The organism is Pelotomaculum sp. FP (assembly GCF_004369245.1).
Lineage (GTDB): Bacteria > Bacillota > Desulfotomaculia > Desulfotomaculales > Pelotomaculaceae > Pelotomaculum_C > Pelotomaculum_C schinkii.
The window spans coordinates 1-16,328 of record NZ_QFGB01000078.1 but is presented as its reverse complement, the minus strand read 5'-3'; the positions used below and the strand labels follow the sequence as shown (position 1 = coordinate 16,328).

The window sequence follows — 16,328 nt, the reverse complement described above, 5'->3', positions numbered from 1 at the left end:
GCCGGTTTAAATCACGCATTTTTAACACTCCTGGAACGGCAGCTGGAGGTGGAGCGCCAGGGCGTTCTCAGCGCCTCTTTAACCGGTGATTATCAAGAAGGACTGGAAGCTTTTCTCGCCAAAAGAAAGCCTTCCTTTAAGGGTTGTTAAAGAATAAGCAGGGTAGTTGTCTATGCCGCCGGTGGCGTCACGTATCATAAAAATACCGATGTAGGTGCGATTTCAATCGCACACGGCGCGTCAGCGCCGAACTTGGGTATCTCAAGTAACTTTTGTGCGAATGAATTCGCACCCACATTTTTTAAGGCAGTTCTTTTCGGGGCGGGAAAGCGTGTTTTGTTAACATATCATTTATACACTTTTATAAACTTTTTATAAATCCTTTAAAACCAGTTTAAAGACTTCCTCTACAATGACCTCATAAATAACAAGGAGGTCATTTTTCATGAACAAGATCAAGCTTCTGTATGATGTAATCATGACCATGAAAGACAAGGATTCTTGCAGCGGGAATCTCAAAGTGGCGGGCAAAAAGGATCAGGTCAACATATTCAGCCTGGACAATGAATTTGAAAAAAACATGGCGGACGGCAGAACGAAGGCTAAGGTTAGCATGGAAATGGATTACGCGGGCAAGAAAGTGAAGCATGAAAGCAGCACTGAGTTTGATGGGCTTGATTGCCACGGCGCCGGGAGGCATGGATTTATGAAGCATATGTTTTTGCGCCATGGCCACGGTCATCATCCGGGCCACGGCCACATTGGTGACTGCGGCGACATCAGGCGGTTCGGGATTAAGGCGAAACTTGCCAGGCTGGCATTTTTCCTGGATGTTTTAAACAGCGTGAAAGTGGAGGAAAAAGAAGATCGAAGCACGGTGCTTTCCCTGTCTTTTGACGAGATTTCCGGGGAAATGAAAAAAATTATCCATGAAAAAATGCTTCACAAGCAAATGTTGCATGAACACGGCCAGGGCTGCGTATGCAAAGAATTTTCCAGTATGGAGGCTTTGACAGGCGGATGCAATGTTTTCATCAACAAGAACAAGGAAGTGGAAAAAATCATATTAACTCTTGAGGGAACGTCGAAAAATGATTTAAATGAGCCGCACCAAATGAATTTGCAGGTGGAACTGCTCTTGGTCTGGTGAATGGAATCCCAGTTGCGGCAAGTCGTGATCATGGGGGTGGAGCAAGTGAGAAGGCATCACCACAATTATGCGCATAGACATGGCGCCAGGCATGGCACGGCTTATATATCAGTAAACACCAGGCTGTGCCAGGCCTGCTGGAAATGTGTGGCTGTCTCAGGGGTGTTTTAGGTAAAATTTATCTTTCACCGGCACGTACGGTTAATGAACCCGGGAAATTGCACCGGCTGCCGGGCTTGCGTGAAATCGTGCCCCGCAGGGGCCATTATATCTTTGAAATGAATCTTGTTAACCTCGATTACATTGAAAACCAGGGTATCCCAGAGGTGATGAGATATAAAAAATGTCATAACCGGTGTGAAAGAAAAGCTGGAAGCCGATCAATATAAACTGACAGTTCGCAGGGAACAGATTTTAAGAGTTCTGCTGGAAAACAAGGATAAACACCTTAGCGCTGAGGAAGTATACTATCTGGCCAAACGAAAAGCTCCTGATATGGGTCTGGCTACAGTATACAGGACCCTGGAACTTTTTCTTTTGAAGAATATTATTTATAGCGTTGATTTTGGCGACGGACGCAGACGTTATGAATTTTATGGCTGGGGTTCGGATAACTACCCTCATTATCATCTGATATGTACACAGTGTGGGACTGTTATTGAAGTTAATGAGGATTTTCCGGGAGGCCTGGAGAACAGGGTCAGCAAAGAGCATAAATTTAAGGTTGAAAGCCGCCAGTTAAAGATCTTTGGAATTTGCGAAAAATGTGCGCTAAAAACGTTAAAGAGTCTGACCGGGTAACCCGGTCTTTCTTATTCTGACCGGTGTTATAAAAGGGCTGGATAATTATTATTTAACATTTTGTTATATAATGATATAAAGCTGCAAAACAGGGTTAACGGGTGGTTAATATGGTAAAGAAAGACGGACCAATAAATTTTTTTCGGGAACTAAGATATCATCACAGAAGACACAAGGAGCATGACCACATCTTTTGTAAATTCGATCGACACCGGATGTATCACCGGGAGTTTCACCGGATGCATGAATCCGTGAAATTTTTTCGCCCGTTCGCTTTGTTGTTCAACTTGCTGTTATTGTTTTTGTTGTTTAAGCTGGCCGGCCTTAAGGTGATTGTGGTCTTTATCGCGATACTGCTGATTGCCAAAGAAGTTTTTCAGGTATTGTTTTTCCTGCGCCTGGAAAAAAGAGTTTTCAAACCGATTGAAGCCTTGAAAAACGGAGTGGAGGAGATTGCCCGGGGCAATTATGACGTAAAAGTAGAGTGCGCTATGAGCAATGAAATCGGTCTTTTGGTTGTCTCTTTCAACGAAATGGCGCGTAAACTGGGAGAAAGTGAAAGAATAAAGTCCGAATACGAAGAAAACAGGAAGGCGCTGGTTGCCAACATCTCTCATGACCTGAAGACACCCATCACCTCCCTGCAGGGGTACGTTGAGGCTATACTGGATAAGGAAATACCGCTGGAAAACAAAACAAAATATCTAAAGATCATCCACCGTAATATTGTTTATGTAAACAGACTGATAGACGACCTTTTTCTTTTTTCAAAGTTGGATCTGCAGAAGCTCAATTTTCAGTTTGAGGTTGTGCCTATAAGCGCCTTCATGGGTGATTTGATGGAAGAATTCAGGCTTGAACTGGAAGAAAAGCAGGTGCGGCTTGCATATGCCGACAACATGGAGCAGGATTGGCAGGTTCGCCTGGACAGGAAAAGAATGAGCCAGGCGATCAGAAATATCATCAGCAATGCTGTAAAGTACGGGCCGGAGCAGGGTTTGCTCATCAAAGCCGAGCTATCGCAGCAGGGCGGCTTTGCCTGTATTGAACTCAGCGACAACGGGCCGGGCATACCAGCAGATAAACTGCCTCATATTTTCGACAGTTTTTACCGTATTGATCATGAACGCACCAAGGATCTGATCAGCACCGGGCTCGGGCTGGCCATCGCCAGAGAACTGGTGGAAGCCCACGGAGGAAGCATTGCGGCTGTTAGCGAGGAAGGCCGGGGTACGTGTTTTAAGATCACACTGCCGGTTGCCGGGTGACTTGGGAAGGGGATTGTCAATGAAACGTATCCTGATCATCGAGGATGATCTGAATATTGCTGAACTGGAAAGGGATTATCTACAGTTAAACGGCTTTAAGGCTGACATCGTCCAGGATGGAGCCCAGGGATTGAAGAGGGCTCTTACCGGTAATTATGACGTCGTCATTGTGGACCTGATGCTGCCCAACAAGGACGGATATGAAATAATTAAAGAGGCAAGGAAAAAGCTGGATATCCCGTTGGTAGTTGTTTCGGCCAAAGGGGAGGATATCAGCAAGATCAGGGGACTGGAGTACGGCGCCGATGACTATCTGACCAAGCCGTTCAGCCCGGGGGAACTGGTGGCCAGGATCAAGTCCCATATCAAAAGATACGAGCGACTCAAGGGCGGCAGCAGGGGCGCCTCCGAAGTGATCACCCACGCAGGCCTGGAAATCAATACGGCGTCCCACCAGGTATCCGTCAGCGGCAGGGAAGTCCAAATGACGGCCAAGGAGTACGAGCTGCTGCTGTTTCTGGCCACCCATCCCAACATGGTGTTTTCCAAAGAACACCTGCTGTCAGCCATATGGGGAGACGATTACTATGGAGATACGGCAACCGTGGCCGTGCATATCCAAAAAATAAGAAAAAAGATCGAAAAAGACCCGTCGAACCCGGAATTTATCGAAACCCTGTGGGGAACCGGATACAGGCTGACCAGCGACTGCCGGGGATAGAGACCGTTTTGGGACGGTTCATGGAACAGCATGTGTTGAACTAAGCCTTTCTCCTTGGCGCTTTATTTTCTCAGGGGCAGCAAAACGGTGGAAGATACGCCGTCTCGCTTGTTTTCCATGCTTATCCGCCCCTGGTGCATTTTAACGATTCTCTGAACAATGGCCAATCCCAGCCCGACACTTCCTTCCCGCCCTTTCTGGAAAGGCTGGAACAGCTGGCTTAAGATATGGGGCTCAATCGTGGAACCGTCATTCCAGAACCGGAGAGTCGCTTCTGATTGTTCATTGTTGACCGTTAGAGTAATCTCCAGGCGTGAAACCGCATGGCGCAGGTGATTGTCGATCAGGTTTTCAACCAGGGACCGCAGGGTGTCTTCATCCCCGTTGACCGTTGCCGGCTGGAGCTCTAACTGCCAGGTTATCTCCGCCCGTTGGAGGTTCATGCGCTGGGCGATATCCTCAATTAACTTGTCTAAATGAATTTTTTCCTGAGATATATTTCCGGAAGCCAGGTAATCAAGGCGCGTTAGGTAAAGTAGTTGTTTAACCAGTTTTTCGAGCCGTTCTCCTTCTTCTTCAATGACCTGAATACTGCCGGCCAGATCCCCCTTGGGGTAAACCCCGTCCTGAATTGCCCGGGCATAGCTGCGGATGACCATGACCGGTGTTTTTAGCTCGTGGGATACATTTTGCAGCATGGACTGCTGGGCGTTATTCTGCTGGACGAGCTGCTGGCGCATGGTTTCAATGGAGTTGGCCAGCTGGCCTATTTCATCGCTCTGTGTTACAACTAGGGGCTCATGCCAGTGGCGGTTGGCAATGCGCTTGACATGCTGTTGCATTTGAACCAGTGGTTTGGTCAGGTAACGGGCAATAAAGAGTGAAGCAAACCAGCTTATCAAAAGGACAATGCCGGCAAACAGGATAATTCTGGACAATAATGTGGCTACAAAGTTGTCTTCTTCCGATTCTCTTAAGAATGTCACCTGATAAAGAGGCTGCCCGTAGGCCATGTCCTTGCGGATGTTATAACGATACTGGTCCGGCCCGCTGTGATACTCGTATAGTTGTCTGGGCTGTTGCTGGGACATCGCATTTTGCTTTACTTGCTGATATAGAGGTTCCGAAAACAGTTTTTCCGTCTGTGCGGGGATGGTGGTGCCGTCTGCCAGAAGAATAAAACTACGGATGTTAAAACCCCGAACAGAAAGATAAGGAGGCAGCTGTTCTCTTAAAACATTTCTTGGAGCCGGTCCTGGCGGCTCCGCCAAGGTGGCGGTGAAAAAGCTGCGGATCATGGAAGGCATTAACATTATTACAACGACGTATAACAACAGGCTGATTAGAGAGAGGGCAAGCCATATTTTAACAGTCAGCGAAAGGTTTTTCATTGAGCCGTCATCCTGTAACCAAAGCCATAGATGGTTTCAATGCGGAGTTCGGGCAGTTTTCTGCGCAACCTTCGTACCAGGTCGTCTACGGACCGGTCGGTGCCATAGTAATCTTCTCCCCAGACATGGTTGATAATTTGTTCCCTGGACAAGGCCGTTCCCTTGTTTTTGGCAAACAGTAAAGCCAGGTCATATTCTTTGGAGGTTAGTTCTATAATAGCTTGGTCCTTACGTATTTCACGCTTACCTTCATGCAAGGTATAGATATGCAGATTAATAACGGTATTGTTCATGTCAGTTGGCGGATATACCCGTTCCAGGACACGGTGCGTACGGATAACCAGCTCACGGGGTAAGAAGGGTTTGGCCAGGTAGTCGTCACTACCCATTTCCAGGCCGGCAATGCGGTCGAAATCAGCGTCACGGGCAGAAATAAAGATAACCGGAATCCCTGGTGTAACTTCTTTAATCCGGCGCAGCAGCTTGTAACCGTCAATGTCGGGAAGCATGATATCTAAAATCCAAAGGTGCGGGGACTCGTTTATGGCCTGTAAAGCAGACTCCCCATTTGTATAGGACTGGACCTCCCAACCTTCCTTTTCCAGGTAGGAAGTTAAAATCTGATTTAAGTTTATTTCATCCTCCACCAGAAAAATGCGAAACATCTGACGGCCCTCCCTTCGGTATTATTGTATCAAAAAAAAGACTCTCTTCCAAAAAGAGAGTAAGAGAGCCTTCATCATTATCTATTGATTCATTTCTGACAACTTATCAGAAAGCTGCTGGTTTCTTTCTTGCAGCTGCTCTAAAAGCTGCGGCAGCAGTTCTACTATTTTTGACTCGTCATTCGCTTCTACCGCTTCATTGAGCTGTCCCATGAGGTTGCCGGGCCGGATAAAATCACTTTTTCCCGGCAGGCCGAGGCTTTGCAATTGTTCTTTGGCCTGTTCGGCAGTAAGCGCGCCGTCTTTCATCTGTTCACGTATGTTCTTGATTTGCTCTTTCTGCTCGTCGGTCAGCTGGATGTTGGGGGCGAAGGCCCGAACCATGTCAAGACCGAGGCCTTGCAGTTGTTCTTTGGCCTGCTCCGCAGTAAGCGTGCCGTTTTCCACTTGCTCGCGGATGTCATTGATTTGCTCTTTCTGCTCGTCGGTTAGCTGTGTTTTGAGGCCGAAGGAACGGCCCATGTCAAGGCCGAGGCCTTGCAATTGCTCTTTAGCCTGCTCAGCAGTAAGCGTGCCGTCTTTCATCTGTTCACGGATGTTCTTGATTTGTTCCTTTTGCTCGTCGGACAGCTGAGTTTTTTGCAGGCCGGCAGGGGCCTTTTCCTTTAGTGCATTTGCCAGCTGTTCCCGTTCAGCAATAACGCTCTCCCAATCGGAGAGGCTTTCCGGCGCGTATTTGCCGACCACCTCTAAGATCTTGCTGTCATCTAACTGATTTTTTGCGCCACCAAAGCGCAGGTGACTGACAAACCCGGGTTTGAATTGAACATCATCTGTTGCCGTTGTGTTATCAGCGGCAAAAGCGGCTGAAGGCGCCAGCACTGACAAGGCCAAAGCGGCAGAGACGACTTTTGCTTTCCAACTTTTCACATGCATTCCTCCTAGGAATATATTTTTAGTGGGCACGCTAAAAGTGTACAAAAAAATTGTGGAGCAATTATCAAGGAATTGTGGGAAATTGTGAAAGCGGTAAGGAAATATATGTAAGTCACATTTTTCTTATTTGAACCAAGATGGATATACTTTACAGATTAACCGGCATTGACATACAACGTAGGTAAATTAGCTCCATGAAAATTTGTTTTTGTTAATGAACCATGGGCGATTGAAATTGCACCAACTTGCATAGTATTGGGCTGGAGTTTAAATTGACAGGTGGATTTGTAAGCGCATAAAGAGGAGCCGGAGTAAATATTCTCCGGCTCCTCTTTATGGTATTCCGTCATTATCCAAGTATCGCTTGTAGATCCGCTTCCGGCGTGCTGATGGGCTTGATGTTGAATTTTTCGACCAGGACGTTCAGCACATTCGGAGAGATAAACGCGGGCAACGTGGGTCCAAGGTAGATGTTCTTAAGGCCTAACGACAGAAGCGTCAGCAGGATGCACACGGCTTTCTGTTCGTACCACGAGAGGACCAGCGTCAGCGGCAGGTCGTTTACCTCGCAGTTGAAGGCGCCGGCCAGGGCCACGGCCACCTGGATGGCGGAATAAGCGTCGTTGCACTGGCCCATGTCCATAATGCGCGGCAGGCCGCCGATTGAGCTTCACTGAATGGTGGGAGCAGTGGGAAAAAATATGAATCCGCCCTTGAGAAAATTTATGCTTACGGCGACTACACTGTTGATAACTTCCAAGAACCGCTAAACAATGTCGGGGAGGAGTTTCTTAGCAGGCTGGGAGCGGATTCGATAATCATCCCTCACCTCTTTAATGAAATTTGATGATACGAAGGTTGAAGGTGTCGCCAGCTAGACAGCCTGCGGCTTTATTCACGCCCAAAAAAATTTTGCCACAATCCTTGCCGAAGATAAGAAGACATAGTATAATCAACTCAGTTGATCATTCAACAAATACGAACTCACAACTAAGTTGAATAGCAAGCAATTCATAGGGGGTGAAAAAATGGAGCAGATCAGAGTAAGCAGAACTGAGAGAAAAAAAGAGGAAACCAGGAAAAAGATTATAGCTGTCGCCATGGATTTATTTAATAAACAGGGTTTTGAGCAAACCACGGTGGAGCAAATAGCCGAAGAGGCCGACGTTAACAAAGGGACCATTTATAACCACTTTCCCGCTAAAGAAGCCATTATTTGCGAATACGTACAAAGAATAATCAAGGAACAAGGGCCTGAGGCGCTCAGTCAGGTAATGCAATTACCCGATACCCGGTCACGCTTAATCGCGGCGCTTCGCAAGTCGCTGCGGTGGATGCATATCGAGTTGAACAAGGATATTTATGAAAAGTATTTTGCTTACCGGATGCAAAGAGTGGTTCAAGTCTTAAGGGATTGGGATTTAAGTCTGAGTAGCGGCTTTAGGGATGTCCTGGCGCCTATTATTGAGTTGGGTAAGGAAACAGGGGAAATCAGGCGGGATATGGACAGCATGGCTCTAGCCACCCACCTGGAATCAATGCACAGTAATATAGCAATTCTCTGGCTGAGCCATCCGGAATTATTTTCGATAGATGAAGGAATTGATATGATTATGGACCTTTTTCTTAACGGGGCAAAAAACAGGGACAAACAATAACGAAAAATAGAGGGAAAATTTATTAATGCGGGAGGAAGACCATGGAAAAGAGCAGCGGAGCGTTTTTTCTCAACTGGACCGAGACATTTCAAGCTGGCGTGGGAGCAGCCGGGGGGAAGGGGTGGAACCTGGGGAGGCTTGAGCGATACGGATTCAATATTCCTGCCGGAGGTGTCCTTGCGGCTGGGGCATACCAAATCTTTATTGAAGAAAACGGCCTGCTTGAAGACATTAAGAAAATCACTCGCAGTGCAACTACCGGCAACATTGGAGAAAAGGAGATTGAGCAAAAACTTTTCCTGCTCAGGGAAAAAATCAAAGGCGGGCGTATTCCACCAAATGTCCGGGATGAGCTGGAAGATAACCTGAGAACCATTGGTATACCAGGTAAGCCGGTGGCTGTCCGGTCTTCTGCCTCTGCCGAGGACTCCACCAAGGCGTCTTTTGCCGGGATCCACGAATCTTTCTTAAATGTCCGGGGAATGGACAACGTCCTGTCCGCTATTAAAGGGTGTTACGCCTCCTTATGGACACCCCGGGCCGTCGCTTACCGGCGGAAAATGAACGTTAAAGATGACGAAGTTATCCAGGCCGTGGTGATTATGGAAATGGTGGAAGCCGAGTCCGCCGGAGTCGGCTTTACCTGCGACCCCCGTACCGGCCGGGAAGATATTGTACTGATAAACGCCAACTTCGGTTTGGGCGAAAGCGTGGTAAGCGGCGCCGTAGAGCCGGATGAATACCGCCTGGATAATTGGTGTGAGATAACGGAAAAAAGAATCGGCCGTAAAGGAGGTAAAACCGTTGCCGGAAAAGATGGCGGCACGGAATTTATCGAGTCTGCCGGGTTATCAGCAGGTCAGGTTTTATCTGATGAAAATATCATCAGACTGGGTTTACTGATCCAGCGGGTTTTTGACGCCTTTGGTGGGGAACAGAACCAGGATGTTGAATGGGTATTTGACGGAAAAGATTTCGCCCTGGTCCAAGCCAGGCCGGTGACAGTGCTTCCCAGGTACACTTTTGACGGACTTAGAAACCAGCCGGACATATGGTCCAATGCTAATTTCAAGGATACCTCGCCCATGGTCCAGTCTACTCTCAACTGGAAACTGCTGAAGCTAATCAGCACAGGGCCGGAGAACGTAGATCCAATTGGTTATAAAATACCCCCGGGTATACGGTTTGTTAGATTATATCACGGCCGGGCATATTTCAACCTATCCTGGTTTCAATGGTATATGTATGATGCTGTTGGTATAACACCACGACAAATGAATGAAGGTATGGGAGGGTACCAGCCGGAAATAGAAATCAACGAAAAAAAACCTTATCATGGAATCAAGGGATGCAGAAGATTATGGCGTTTGTCGAAAATGATTCTTATTGGAATCAGAACCAAAAAAATCGCTCAAAAATCCTTTGATAAGGTTGATGTTTTTTCAAGAGCTTTATTAAAAGAAAATTTCAAGAACCTGACCGTAAAGGATCTGATAAATAGATTAGCTGAGATTAAAAGCGCATACTATGAATTCTACCCGGTGTTTACGGCTTGTGTTAGCGCTGCCGATATGAGTTTACTTGCAAAATCGCTGGAAAAATATTTTCCCGGTAGAGGGAGAGCGTTGGCTAACGCCCTAATGGCAGGGGGGGGCGACATAACCAGCGCGCAACAGGGCTACCGCCTGGTGGAAATCGCTGAAATTGCGCGGGGTGACGCCGCCGCCAGAAGGTTTTTTTCTGATGAAATCTATAACCCCCTCCTGTGGGAAAAAGAACTCCCGGAGGAATCTCCGTTTAAACAATCTTTTCGAAACTTTCTGGCAGAATTCGGCCACCGGGGGGTTTATGAATGTGAAATCATCAACCCCCGCTGGCGGGAAGACCCCTCTTACCTCTTGAATGTTGTCAGAAATACCATGGAAACTGCTGATCTTGATAAAATAAAGGCCCGGCAAAAAGAAAAAGTGGACGAAGCCTGGAAGGAAGTTAACCGGAGGGTTCCTTTTTACAGGCGTGGGGCGATAAACAGCTTGTTAAAACAATCCCTGAAAGGCGCGGAGCTTAGAGAAATGGGTAAGTCCGTGCTGATGAAGATATCTGGATCTTACCGGCTAGTATTTCAGGAGGTAGGGCGAAGGCTGGAGGAAAGGGGAATTCTTACAAAGCAGGTAGATATATACCACTGTTCCTGGAGTGAAATTATGTCCATTCTAACGGGGGACTGGGACGGCAGGGGATTAGACGTTCTGATTGTCGGGCGGAAAGCCTGGGCGGAAGAAATGGAGGCGCTTTCACCACCAGACTTTATTATTAATGAGGCACCTAAGTTTACGGAACATCCAGCCTTAAGCCCGGGCAATGCGCTGGCAGGTCTGGGTGTGGCAGCGGGAAGGGCTACCGGCACGGCAAAAATGATTTATCATCCGGACGAAGGGGAAAAGCTGCAAGCTGGAGACGTGCTGGTTGCCCCGTCAACGGATCCGGGTTGGACGCCCCTATTCTTAAGGGCTTCCGCCATTGTTGTGGAGATAGGAGGGATTATGTCCCACGGGGCTATAGTTGCCCGCGAGTATGGCATTCCGGCGGTGGTGAATATTCCGGGCGTGATGAAGGTTATAAAGGACAGCCAGTTAATTACAGTCGACGGCGACGATGGAAAGGTGTATCTGTAAGGATCTTACCCAGGATAATTTTATACGTATGACGTTGACCCCCCGAGTTTGTGTGGTCGTTATACAAAGGAGGTCCTAATAACACTCTTTTATGTCAGATGACCCGGGTATAAATTAGAATCCCATGATAAAAGGGGCGTAATGAAACCGGAGTTCTTTACGCCCCCTAATGTACTCTTGATTATCCAAGTATCGCTTGCAGATCAGCTTCCGGTGTGCTGATGGGCTTGATGTTGAATTTCTCGACCAGGACGTCCAGCACATTCGGAGAGATAAACGCGGGCAGGGTGGGACCAAGGTAGATGTTCTTAAGGCCCAGCGACAGGAGCGTCAGCAGTATGCACACGGCTTTCTGCTCGTACCAGGAGAGCACCAGCGTCAGCGGCAAGTCGTTTACTTCACAGTTGAAGGCGCCGGCCAGGGCCACGGCCACCTGGATGGCGGAATACGCGTCGTTGCACTGGCCCATGTCCATGAGGCGTGGCAGGCCACCGATCTCGCCGAGGTTGAGGTCGTTGAAGCGGTACTTGCCGCAGGCCAGGGTCAAAACTACGGTGTCCTTGGGCGTCTTTTTCACAAACTCGGTGTAGTAGTTGCGACCGGCCCTGGCGCCGTCACAGCCTCCTACGAGGAAGAAGTGCTTGATGGCGCCGGCTTTGACTGCTTCAATGACCGTGTCGGCGACACCAAGCACGGTGTTGCGGGCGAAGCCGGTCATTACTTCCGAACCACCGTTAATCCCGGTGAACTTCTTGTCTTCGGGCCAACCGCCGAGTTCCAGAGCTTTATTGATGACCGGGGTGAAGTCCTTGACGCCGTCTTTCCCCTCCGGGATATGCTTCAGGCCGGGGTAACCGACGACAGCGGTGGTGAAAATCCTGTCGGCGTAAGAAGCCCTGGGCGGCATCAAGCAGTTGGTGGTGTAGAGAATGGGAGCCGGGATGCCGTCAAGTTCTTTCTGCTGGTTATGCCAGGCGGTCCCGAAATTGCCTTTTAAGTGCGGGTATTTCTTCAGTTCCGGGTAGGCGTGGGCAGGCAGCATTTCACCATTGGTATAGATATTGATGCCCTTGCCCTCGGTCTGCTCCAGGAGTTGTTTTAAATCAAGCAAGTCGTGTCCGGTAATCACTATAAAGGGTCCTTTTTCAACCGTCAGAGGGACCTTGACCGGGACGGGATGGCCGTAAGCGGAAGTGTTGGCCTCGTCCAGCAGGGCCATGCACTTGAGATTGACCTGCCCGAACTCCATGTTCAGCTCCAGCCATTCCTCAACGGTGTGCTCCTCGCCGATGGCGCGCATACCCTTGAAGAACCAGGCTGTCACTTCATCGTCTTTTTTGCCCAGCACATAGGCATGCCAGGCGTAGGCCGCCATGCCGCGCAAACCGAGAAGCAATGTGGAACGCAGGGATACCAGATCGGTATCGCCCTTCCAGAGTTCGTCAACGGCCAGGTCGGATGTGCCGCCCAGTTTTGCTTTCTCAGCTTGCACAAGGCTTTTTAGCTCGTCGATGCGGGCGCCGTCGAAGTTTACGTTCGTTACTGTTGCGAATAGCGCCTGCATCATCAGTTCTTCGGCTTCTTTACCCGGGACCTTGCCCTGGGCGGCGCGGGCCAGTCCAACCAGGGCGCAGGTCAGTTCATCCTGCTTGTTGGCCACTTCCGGCTGTTTACCGCACACGCCTGACTTGGTGCAGCCTTTACCGCCCGCAGTTTGCTCACACTGGAAACAGAACATCATTCATTCCTCCTCGTTTATTTGAGTAATTATGAAATTCTCATTGTTTTAGGGCTGGGTGCTTTTACGACGAAGAATTCCAGCAACTCATCATGCCGGTTTGATACATTCATCTTGATATTAAACGGGATTGTGATGATACTGCCTTCAGGATAGTTGTGTTCTTCCTGCCCGGCCAGCTGCAACGTCATGGTTCCGTTGATTATTATCATATAAACATTGGAATTGGTGTAGTGTTCGGGAAGAGCATCTCCTTTCGGCAAAATCATGTGATTGATCCCGGCATGATCGTCTTCAAGGATTTTCTCTACCAGTTTTTTGGCGGATTTGGCGAAGTTAAACTGTTTTTCAAGCATCTTATTCACCTCCCTCTCTCCGCATGTTTCCACCTATGTTTCGAATGTGTTGTTCTTATTCCTCCACAATTCTTCCGTCGGTTGCGACAGTGACAATATGCCAGGGTATCATTTTACCGCTCTTTACCAGCGCCTGTTTGACCGCGTTCACGATGCCGCCGCAGCAGGGCACCTCCATGCGGAGCACGGTGACGCTTTTTATTTCGTGCGCTTTCAATATTTCGGTCAATTTTTCGGTGTAATCGATATCATCCAGCTTCGGGCAGCCGATGATGGTGATCTTGTTGCGCATGAAATCATTATGGAAATTAGCATAGGCAAAAGCTGTGCAATCAGCGGCTACCAGCAGGTGGGCATGGTCGAAGTAAGGAGCGTTGACCGGTACCAGCTTGATCTGGCAGGGCCACTGGCGAAGCTGCGATACCGGTACGGCATGCCCTGCTGCGGCAGGAGCCGGCGCGGGGACATCCGCCTCTATCCTCTCAATAGCCCTGGCCTGGGCGCCGGGGCAGCCGCAGGCAAGCTTTTCGGGCATGGGATTAAGCCTTGCGTCCATGTGTTTTTTTACAGCCTCTTCATCAAAGGCAGCGGCTTCGCGCTCTTCAATGGTTATGGCTCCAGCCGGGCACTCCGGTAGACAGGCTCCCAGACCGTCGCAATAGCTTTCAGATACCAGCCTGGCCTTCCCGTTTACCAGTTGCAGCGCGCCCTCATGACAGGCGTCGACACAGAGCCCGCAGCCGTTGCATTTCTCCTCGTCAATCGTGATTATTTTTCTTTTCACCTGTGGCACCTCCTCAGGATCTTTTCTTGCGGCTTTTGTAAATTTATTTTAAAATATTTAAAGCAAAAAAACGGTAACCAGGGTTACCAAAATCAAAGGTGAGTGAAATATGTTTAAGAAATGGATGAAAGTTTTGACCGCATGTGCCTTATTCGAGGGAATAAGCCCGGAGGAATTGAATATAGTGCTTTCATGCCTTAACCCGAAAGTGAGCGACTATGATAAGAATGAATTATTGACTGTTACCGGAGAAAGACTTTCCGGTTTGGGGATAGTCCTTGCCGGTGAGGTGGTAGTTGCCAAAGAAAATGCTGCGGGCAATCGGGTTATTATGGCTGTAAACGGCCCAGGGGAGATGTTTGGCGAAATAGCCGCGTTTTCAGAAGACGGTGTATGGCCTGCCTCGGTGGTGGCGCGGGGAGCATGCTCGGTTATGTTGCTGCCGGCAGGAAAGATAGTGGGGAATTGCGAAAGGTCGTGTGGAAGCCACAGGCTGCTGATTACAAACATGCTCAACATTGTTTCCAATAAGGCGTTAATGCTGACCAGAAAGGTTGAATACCTGGCCATCAGAAGCTTGAGAGGAAAGATCAGCGCCTTTCTGCTTGAGCAGTATAAAAAGACAGGCAAGGACACGTTCATGATGCCTCTTAAACGGAATGAGCTTGCGGATTTCCTGAACGTTTCCCGCCCGTCTCTATCACGCGAGATGAGCAGGATGAGGGATGAAGAGGTTATAGATTTTCACCGGGACTCCATAAAGATTAAGCAGGTTGATGCTTTGAGAAGTATGGCCGGATAGAAGAAGCGCAAAAAGGCAATGGTGAAATTCAGTGGGTAACGTATTGATACGATACCCACTTTTGATTGTCCTAAAGGGTGTTGCTTCTCATAAAATTAGTGCAATGAGTACAATGTTCAAAGGTTCGATTTACCATAAGTGCTCATTTATATAATATAATCTATAGTTCAGCAATTATTAAGAATACTATTTTCTTATCATATTTTTGGCGCTTTTGCAAAACTGAGCAATCAACAAATGGGGGAGGATTTTAGGTGAGCAAGAAAAAAGCCAGTTTTACAGCTCAAGGCTTGGCCTACATGCGTGCCTACCATGCCATGCACGATAACCCCAAGATCTTTGATGACTCTCTCGCCTATCATTTGTTTACGGAGGATGAACGCGCATTCTTCGAAAACGCTTGGTCACAGGTTCCCAAGCTGTACGATCCTGATCGGGCGGCGTCGCTTCCTGACCGGGCGGCGGCGATAGCCTGGACGCTGCAAACCATCACACCAGGTCCATCCATGACCCTCGGCCGTTCGCGGTACACGGAGGACAACCTTGATTGATCTGGATGAACAGGTATATCCCTACAGATTTGAAGAAGAGAAACTCTTAGGAAAAAAACTAAATGGACTTAACGGTGGAGGGATAATGTGAGCCGACATGATCTCCGTAATAGAGTTTGGAAATGTGCAGGTCAGTTGGTTGCGGAAAAAGGATACGTCAGTCCGGTAGACCTTATGGTAAAAATGGAGCGGTTAACACTAAAACAAGTGGAAGACAGGCGTTTCCGGCGCATTCCGTATCTGGAACGGGTAGCCATAGGGAGTTTGGCCAAGATGAATACGATTTTGTTGGCGCTTCGAGAATTTGCCAGGTCTGCGGAACTGAAACCTTCTCTTACTGTTTATATGTCGTGGGGAAAAGGTCCCAAGCAAAAGTTGCGTTTTTTCAAGTACGGTAGTCCTCACGTGGAAGAGATGTACGCCACGCAATATATTCGCCAAACTTATGGGAATCAATCTTGATGGACATATATAACCAGATATCTTTATTTTTTAATACTTGATATGCATTGCGAAATGTTAAGCAGCCACAAGAGTTATTGTATTATAGTTCCAGAAAAACAGAAATAATGTATAATACACCATAAATTAAAGATTGCATCACGTAAGATACATTTTAAATAAGCCAAGGTTTTTGTGAGTTTGTTATCCAGGTTTCGGAAGGTGAATTTACGCGAAATTCAGGTTCTTAGGACCTGAATTTTTTTAGTTTGCCCGGCATGTCTGCCGCACCGATGGGTTGAAAGAAACCCTGTCACCTAACCAGCGGGAAGACAACCCGTAGGCAAGGGCGTCACTGGTAACGGTGGGGTCTGGAGGAAGCCGAAGGGGG

The 16,328-nt window shown here is 48.2% G+C and carries 18 protein-coding genes and 1 pseudogene; 12 read left to right on the top strand and 7 right to left on the bottom strand.

Going from position 1 to position 16,328, the window contains the following annotated elements; all coding sequences use genetic code 11:
- The first annotated feature begins 445 nt into the window (after window positions 1–445).
- The 6 genes from Psfp_RS19385 to Psfp_RS19365 all read left to right on the top strand — a co-directional run bounded on the left by Psfp_RS19385 (window position 446) and on the right by Psfp_RS19365 (window position 3,940).
- Window positions 446–1,150 (top strand): hypothetical protein, encoded by a 705-nt coding sequence (locus tag Psfp_RS19385; RefSeq protein ID WP_134220165.1) that lies wholly within the window; start codon window positions 446–448, stop codon window positions 1,148–1,150.
- Window positions 1,151–1,321 (top strand): hypothetical protein, encoded by a 171-nt coding sequence (locus Psfp_RS22370; RefSeq protein WP_243120811.1) that lies wholly within the window; start codon window positions 1,151–1,153, stop codon window positions 1,319–1,321.
- Window positions 1,322–1,330: 9 nt separating this feature from the next.
- Window positions 1,331–1,432 carry a 4Fe-4S binding protein gene (locus tag Psfp_RS22365; RefSeq protein WP_348981165.1) on the top strand — a complete coding sequence of 34 codons (102 nt, stop codon included), beginning with the start codon at window positions 1,331–1,333 and terminating at the stop codon, window positions 1,430–1,432.
- A 54-nt stretch (window positions 1,433–1,486) separates the two neighbouring features.
- Window positions 1,487–1,951 (top strand): transcriptional repressor, encoded by a 465-nt coding sequence (locus Psfp_RS19375; protein ID WP_134220164.1) that lies wholly within the window; start codon window positions 1,487–1,489, stop codon window positions 1,949–1,951.
- A 239-nt stretch (window positions 1,952–2,190) separates the two neighbouring features.
- On the top strand, window positions 2,191–3,219 hold the full coding sequence (locus Psfp_RS19370; protein ID WP_243120810.1) for a HAMP domain-containing sensor histidine kinase: 1,029 nt from the start codon (window positions 2,191–2,193) through the stop codon (window positions 3,217–3,219).
- A 19-nt stretch (window positions 3,220–3,238) separates the two neighbouring features.
- On the top strand, window positions 3,239–3,940 hold the full coding sequence (locus Psfp_RS19365; RefSeq protein ID WP_134220162.1) for a response regulator transcription factor: 702 nt from the start codon (window positions 3,239–3,241) through the stop codon (window positions 3,938–3,940).
- A 62-nt stretch (window positions 3,941–4,002) separates the two neighbouring features.
- On the opposite strand, the gene Psfp_RS19360 is transcribed toward Psfp_RS19365, so the two are convergent.
- The 4 genes and pseudogenes from Psfp_RS19360 to Psfp_RS19345 form a co-directional block, all read right to left on the bottom strand.
- Window positions 4,003–5,331: a HAMP domain-containing sensor histidine kinase gene (locus Psfp_RS19360; protein WP_134220161.1), complete on the bottom strand. Its 1,329-nt coding sequence runs from the start codon at window positions 5,329–5,331 to the stop codon at window positions 4,003–4,005.
- Window positions 5,328–5,996: a response regulator transcription factor gene (locus Psfp_RS19355; protein WP_134220160.1), complete on the bottom strand. Its 669-nt coding sequence runs from the start codon at window positions 5,994–5,996 to the stop codon at window positions 5,328–5,330. The genes Psfp_RS19360 and Psfp_RS19355 overlap by 4 nt, the downstream gene beginning before the upstream one ends.
- 81 nt (window positions 5,997–6,077) lie before the next feature.
- The gene (locus Psfp_RS19350; RefSeq protein ID WP_134220159.1) at window positions 6,078–6,926 is read right to left on the bottom strand and encodes a hypothetical protein; all 849 of its coding nucleotides are present in this window, start codon (window positions 6,924–6,926) and stop codon (window positions 6,078–6,080) included.
- 355 nt (window positions 6,927–7,281) lie between these two features.
- A pseudogene (locus Psfp_RS19345) lies at window positions 7,282–7,596 on the bottom strand (hydroxylamine reductase); the annotation flags it as partial.
- Between the two features lie 9 nt (window positions 7,597–7,605).
- Here Psfp_RS19345 and Psfp_RS19340 point away from each other — a divergent pair.
- From Psfp_RS19340 to Psfp_RS19330, 3 genes are all read left to right on the top strand, one after another.
- A complete protein-coding gene (locus Psfp_RS19340) occupies window positions 7,606–7,779 on the top strand; it encodes a TetR family transcriptional regulator C-terminal domain-containing protein (RefSeq protein WP_348981164.1) in 174 nt (57 codons plus the stop codon).
- A 181-nt stretch (window positions 7,780–7,960) separates the two neighbouring features.
- The gene (locus Psfp_RS19335) at window positions 7,961–8,590 is read left to right on the top strand and encodes a TetR/AcrR family transcriptional regulator (protein ID WP_134220158.1); all 630 of its coding nucleotides are present in this window, start codon (window positions 7,961–7,963) and stop codon (window positions 8,588–8,590) included.
- Window positions 8,591–8,631: 41 nt separating this feature from the next.
- On the top strand, window positions 8,632–11,265 hold the full coding sequence (locus tag Psfp_RS19330; protein WP_134220157.1) for a PEP/pyruvate-binding domain-containing protein: 2,634 nt from the start codon (window positions 8,632–8,634) through the stop codon (window positions 11,263–11,265).
- Window positions 11,266–11,446: 181 nt separating this feature from the next.
- Here Psfp_RS19330 and hcp read toward each other — a convergent pair whose 3' ends face one another.
- The 3 genes from hcp to Psfp_RS19315 are packed head-to-tail and all read right to left on the bottom strand — an operon-like array spanning window position 11,447 to window position 14,143.
- Window positions 11,447–13,006 (bottom strand): hydroxylamine reductase, encoded by a 1,560-nt coding sequence (hcp, locus tag Psfp_RS19325; RefSeq protein WP_134220156.1) that lies wholly within the window; start codon window positions 13,004–13,006, stop codon window positions 11,447–11,449.
- Window positions 13,007–13,032: 26 nt separating this feature from the next.
- Window positions 13,033–13,359, bottom strand: a complete 327-nt coding sequence (locus tag Psfp_RS19320) for a cupin domain-containing protein (RefSeq protein ID WP_134220155.1) — start codon at window positions 13,357–13,359, stop codon at window positions 13,033–13,035.
- A 55-nt stretch (window positions 13,360–13,414) separates the two neighbouring features.
- A complete protein-coding gene (locus Psfp_RS19315) occupies window positions 13,415–14,143 on the bottom strand; it encodes a 4Fe-4S binding protein (RefSeq protein ID WP_134220154.1) in 729 nt (242 codons plus the stop codon).
- Window positions 14,144–14,252: 109 nt separating this feature from the next.
- Between Psfp_RS19315 and Psfp_RS19310 the strand changes: the two genes are divergently transcribed.
- The 3 genes from Psfp_RS19310 (at window position 14,253) to Psfp_RS19300 (ending at window position 15,958) form a co-directional block, all read left to right on the top strand.
- Window positions 14,253–14,945 carry a Crp/Fnr family transcriptional regulator gene (locus Psfp_RS19310; protein WP_134220153.1) on the top strand — a complete coding sequence of 231 codons (693 nt, stop codon included), beginning with the start codon at window positions 14,253–14,255 and terminating at the stop codon, window positions 14,943–14,945.
- A gap of 254 nt (window positions 14,946–15,199) precedes the next feature.
- Window positions 15,200–15,496, top strand: a complete 297-nt coding sequence (locus Psfp_RS19305; protein ID WP_134220152.1) for a hypothetical protein — start codon at window positions 15,200–15,202, stop codon at window positions 15,494–15,496.
- Window positions 15,497–15,583: 87 nt separating this feature from the next.
- Entirely contained in the window at window positions 15,584–15,958 is a 375-nt protein-coding gene (locus Psfp_RS19300; protein WP_134220151.1) for a hypothetical protein, read from the top strand.
- The last annotated feature ends 370 nt before the right edge of the window (window positions 15,959–16,328 follow it).

Bases quoted from the DNA above. Each gene is read 5' to 3' on its own strand.
- Psfp_RS19370 (WP_243120810.1), top strand. From the start codon at position 2,191: ATGCATGAATCCGTGAAATTTTTTCGCCCGTTCGCTTTGTTGTTCAAC.
- hcp (WP_134220156.1), bottom strand. From the start codon at position 13,006: ATGATGTTCTGTTTCCAGTGTGAGCAAACTGCGGGCGGTAAAGGCTGC.
- Psfp_RS19330 (WP_134220157.1), top strand. From the start codon at position 8,632: ATGGAAAAGAGCAGCGGAGCGTTTTTTCTCAACTGGACCGAGACATTT.
- Psfp_RS19385 (WP_134220165.1), top strand. From the start codon at position 446: ATGAACAAGATCAAGCTTCTGTATGATGTAATCATGACCATGAAAGAC.
- Psfp_RS19360 (WP_134220161.1), bottom strand. From the start codon at position 5,331: ATGAAAAACCTTTCGCTGACTGTTAAAATATGGCTTGCCCTCTCTCTA.
- Psfp_RS19320 (WP_134220155.1), bottom strand. From the start codon at position 13,359: ATGCTTGAAAAACAGTTTAACTTCGCCAAATCCGCCAAAAAACTGGTA.
- Psfp_RS22370 (WP_243120811.1), top strand. From the start codon at position 1,151: ATGGAATCCCAGTTGCGGCAAGTCGTGATCATGGGGGTGGAGCAAGTG.
- Psfp_RS19310 (WP_134220153.1), top strand. From the start codon at position 14,253: ATGTTTAAGAAATGGATGAAAGTTTTGACCGCATGTGCCTTATTCGAG.
- Psfp_RS19365 (WP_134220162.1), top strand. From the start codon at position 3,239: ATGAAACGTATCCTGATCATCGAGGATGATCTGAATATTGCTGAACTG.
- Psfp_RS19355 (WP_134220160.1), bottom strand. From the start codon at position 5,996: ATGTTTCGCATTTTTCTGGTGGAGGATGAAATAAACTTAAATCAGATT.
- Psfp_RS19335 (WP_134220158.1), top strand. From the start codon at position 7,961: ATGGAGCAGATCAGAGTAAGCAGAACTGAGAGAAAAAAAGAGGAAACC.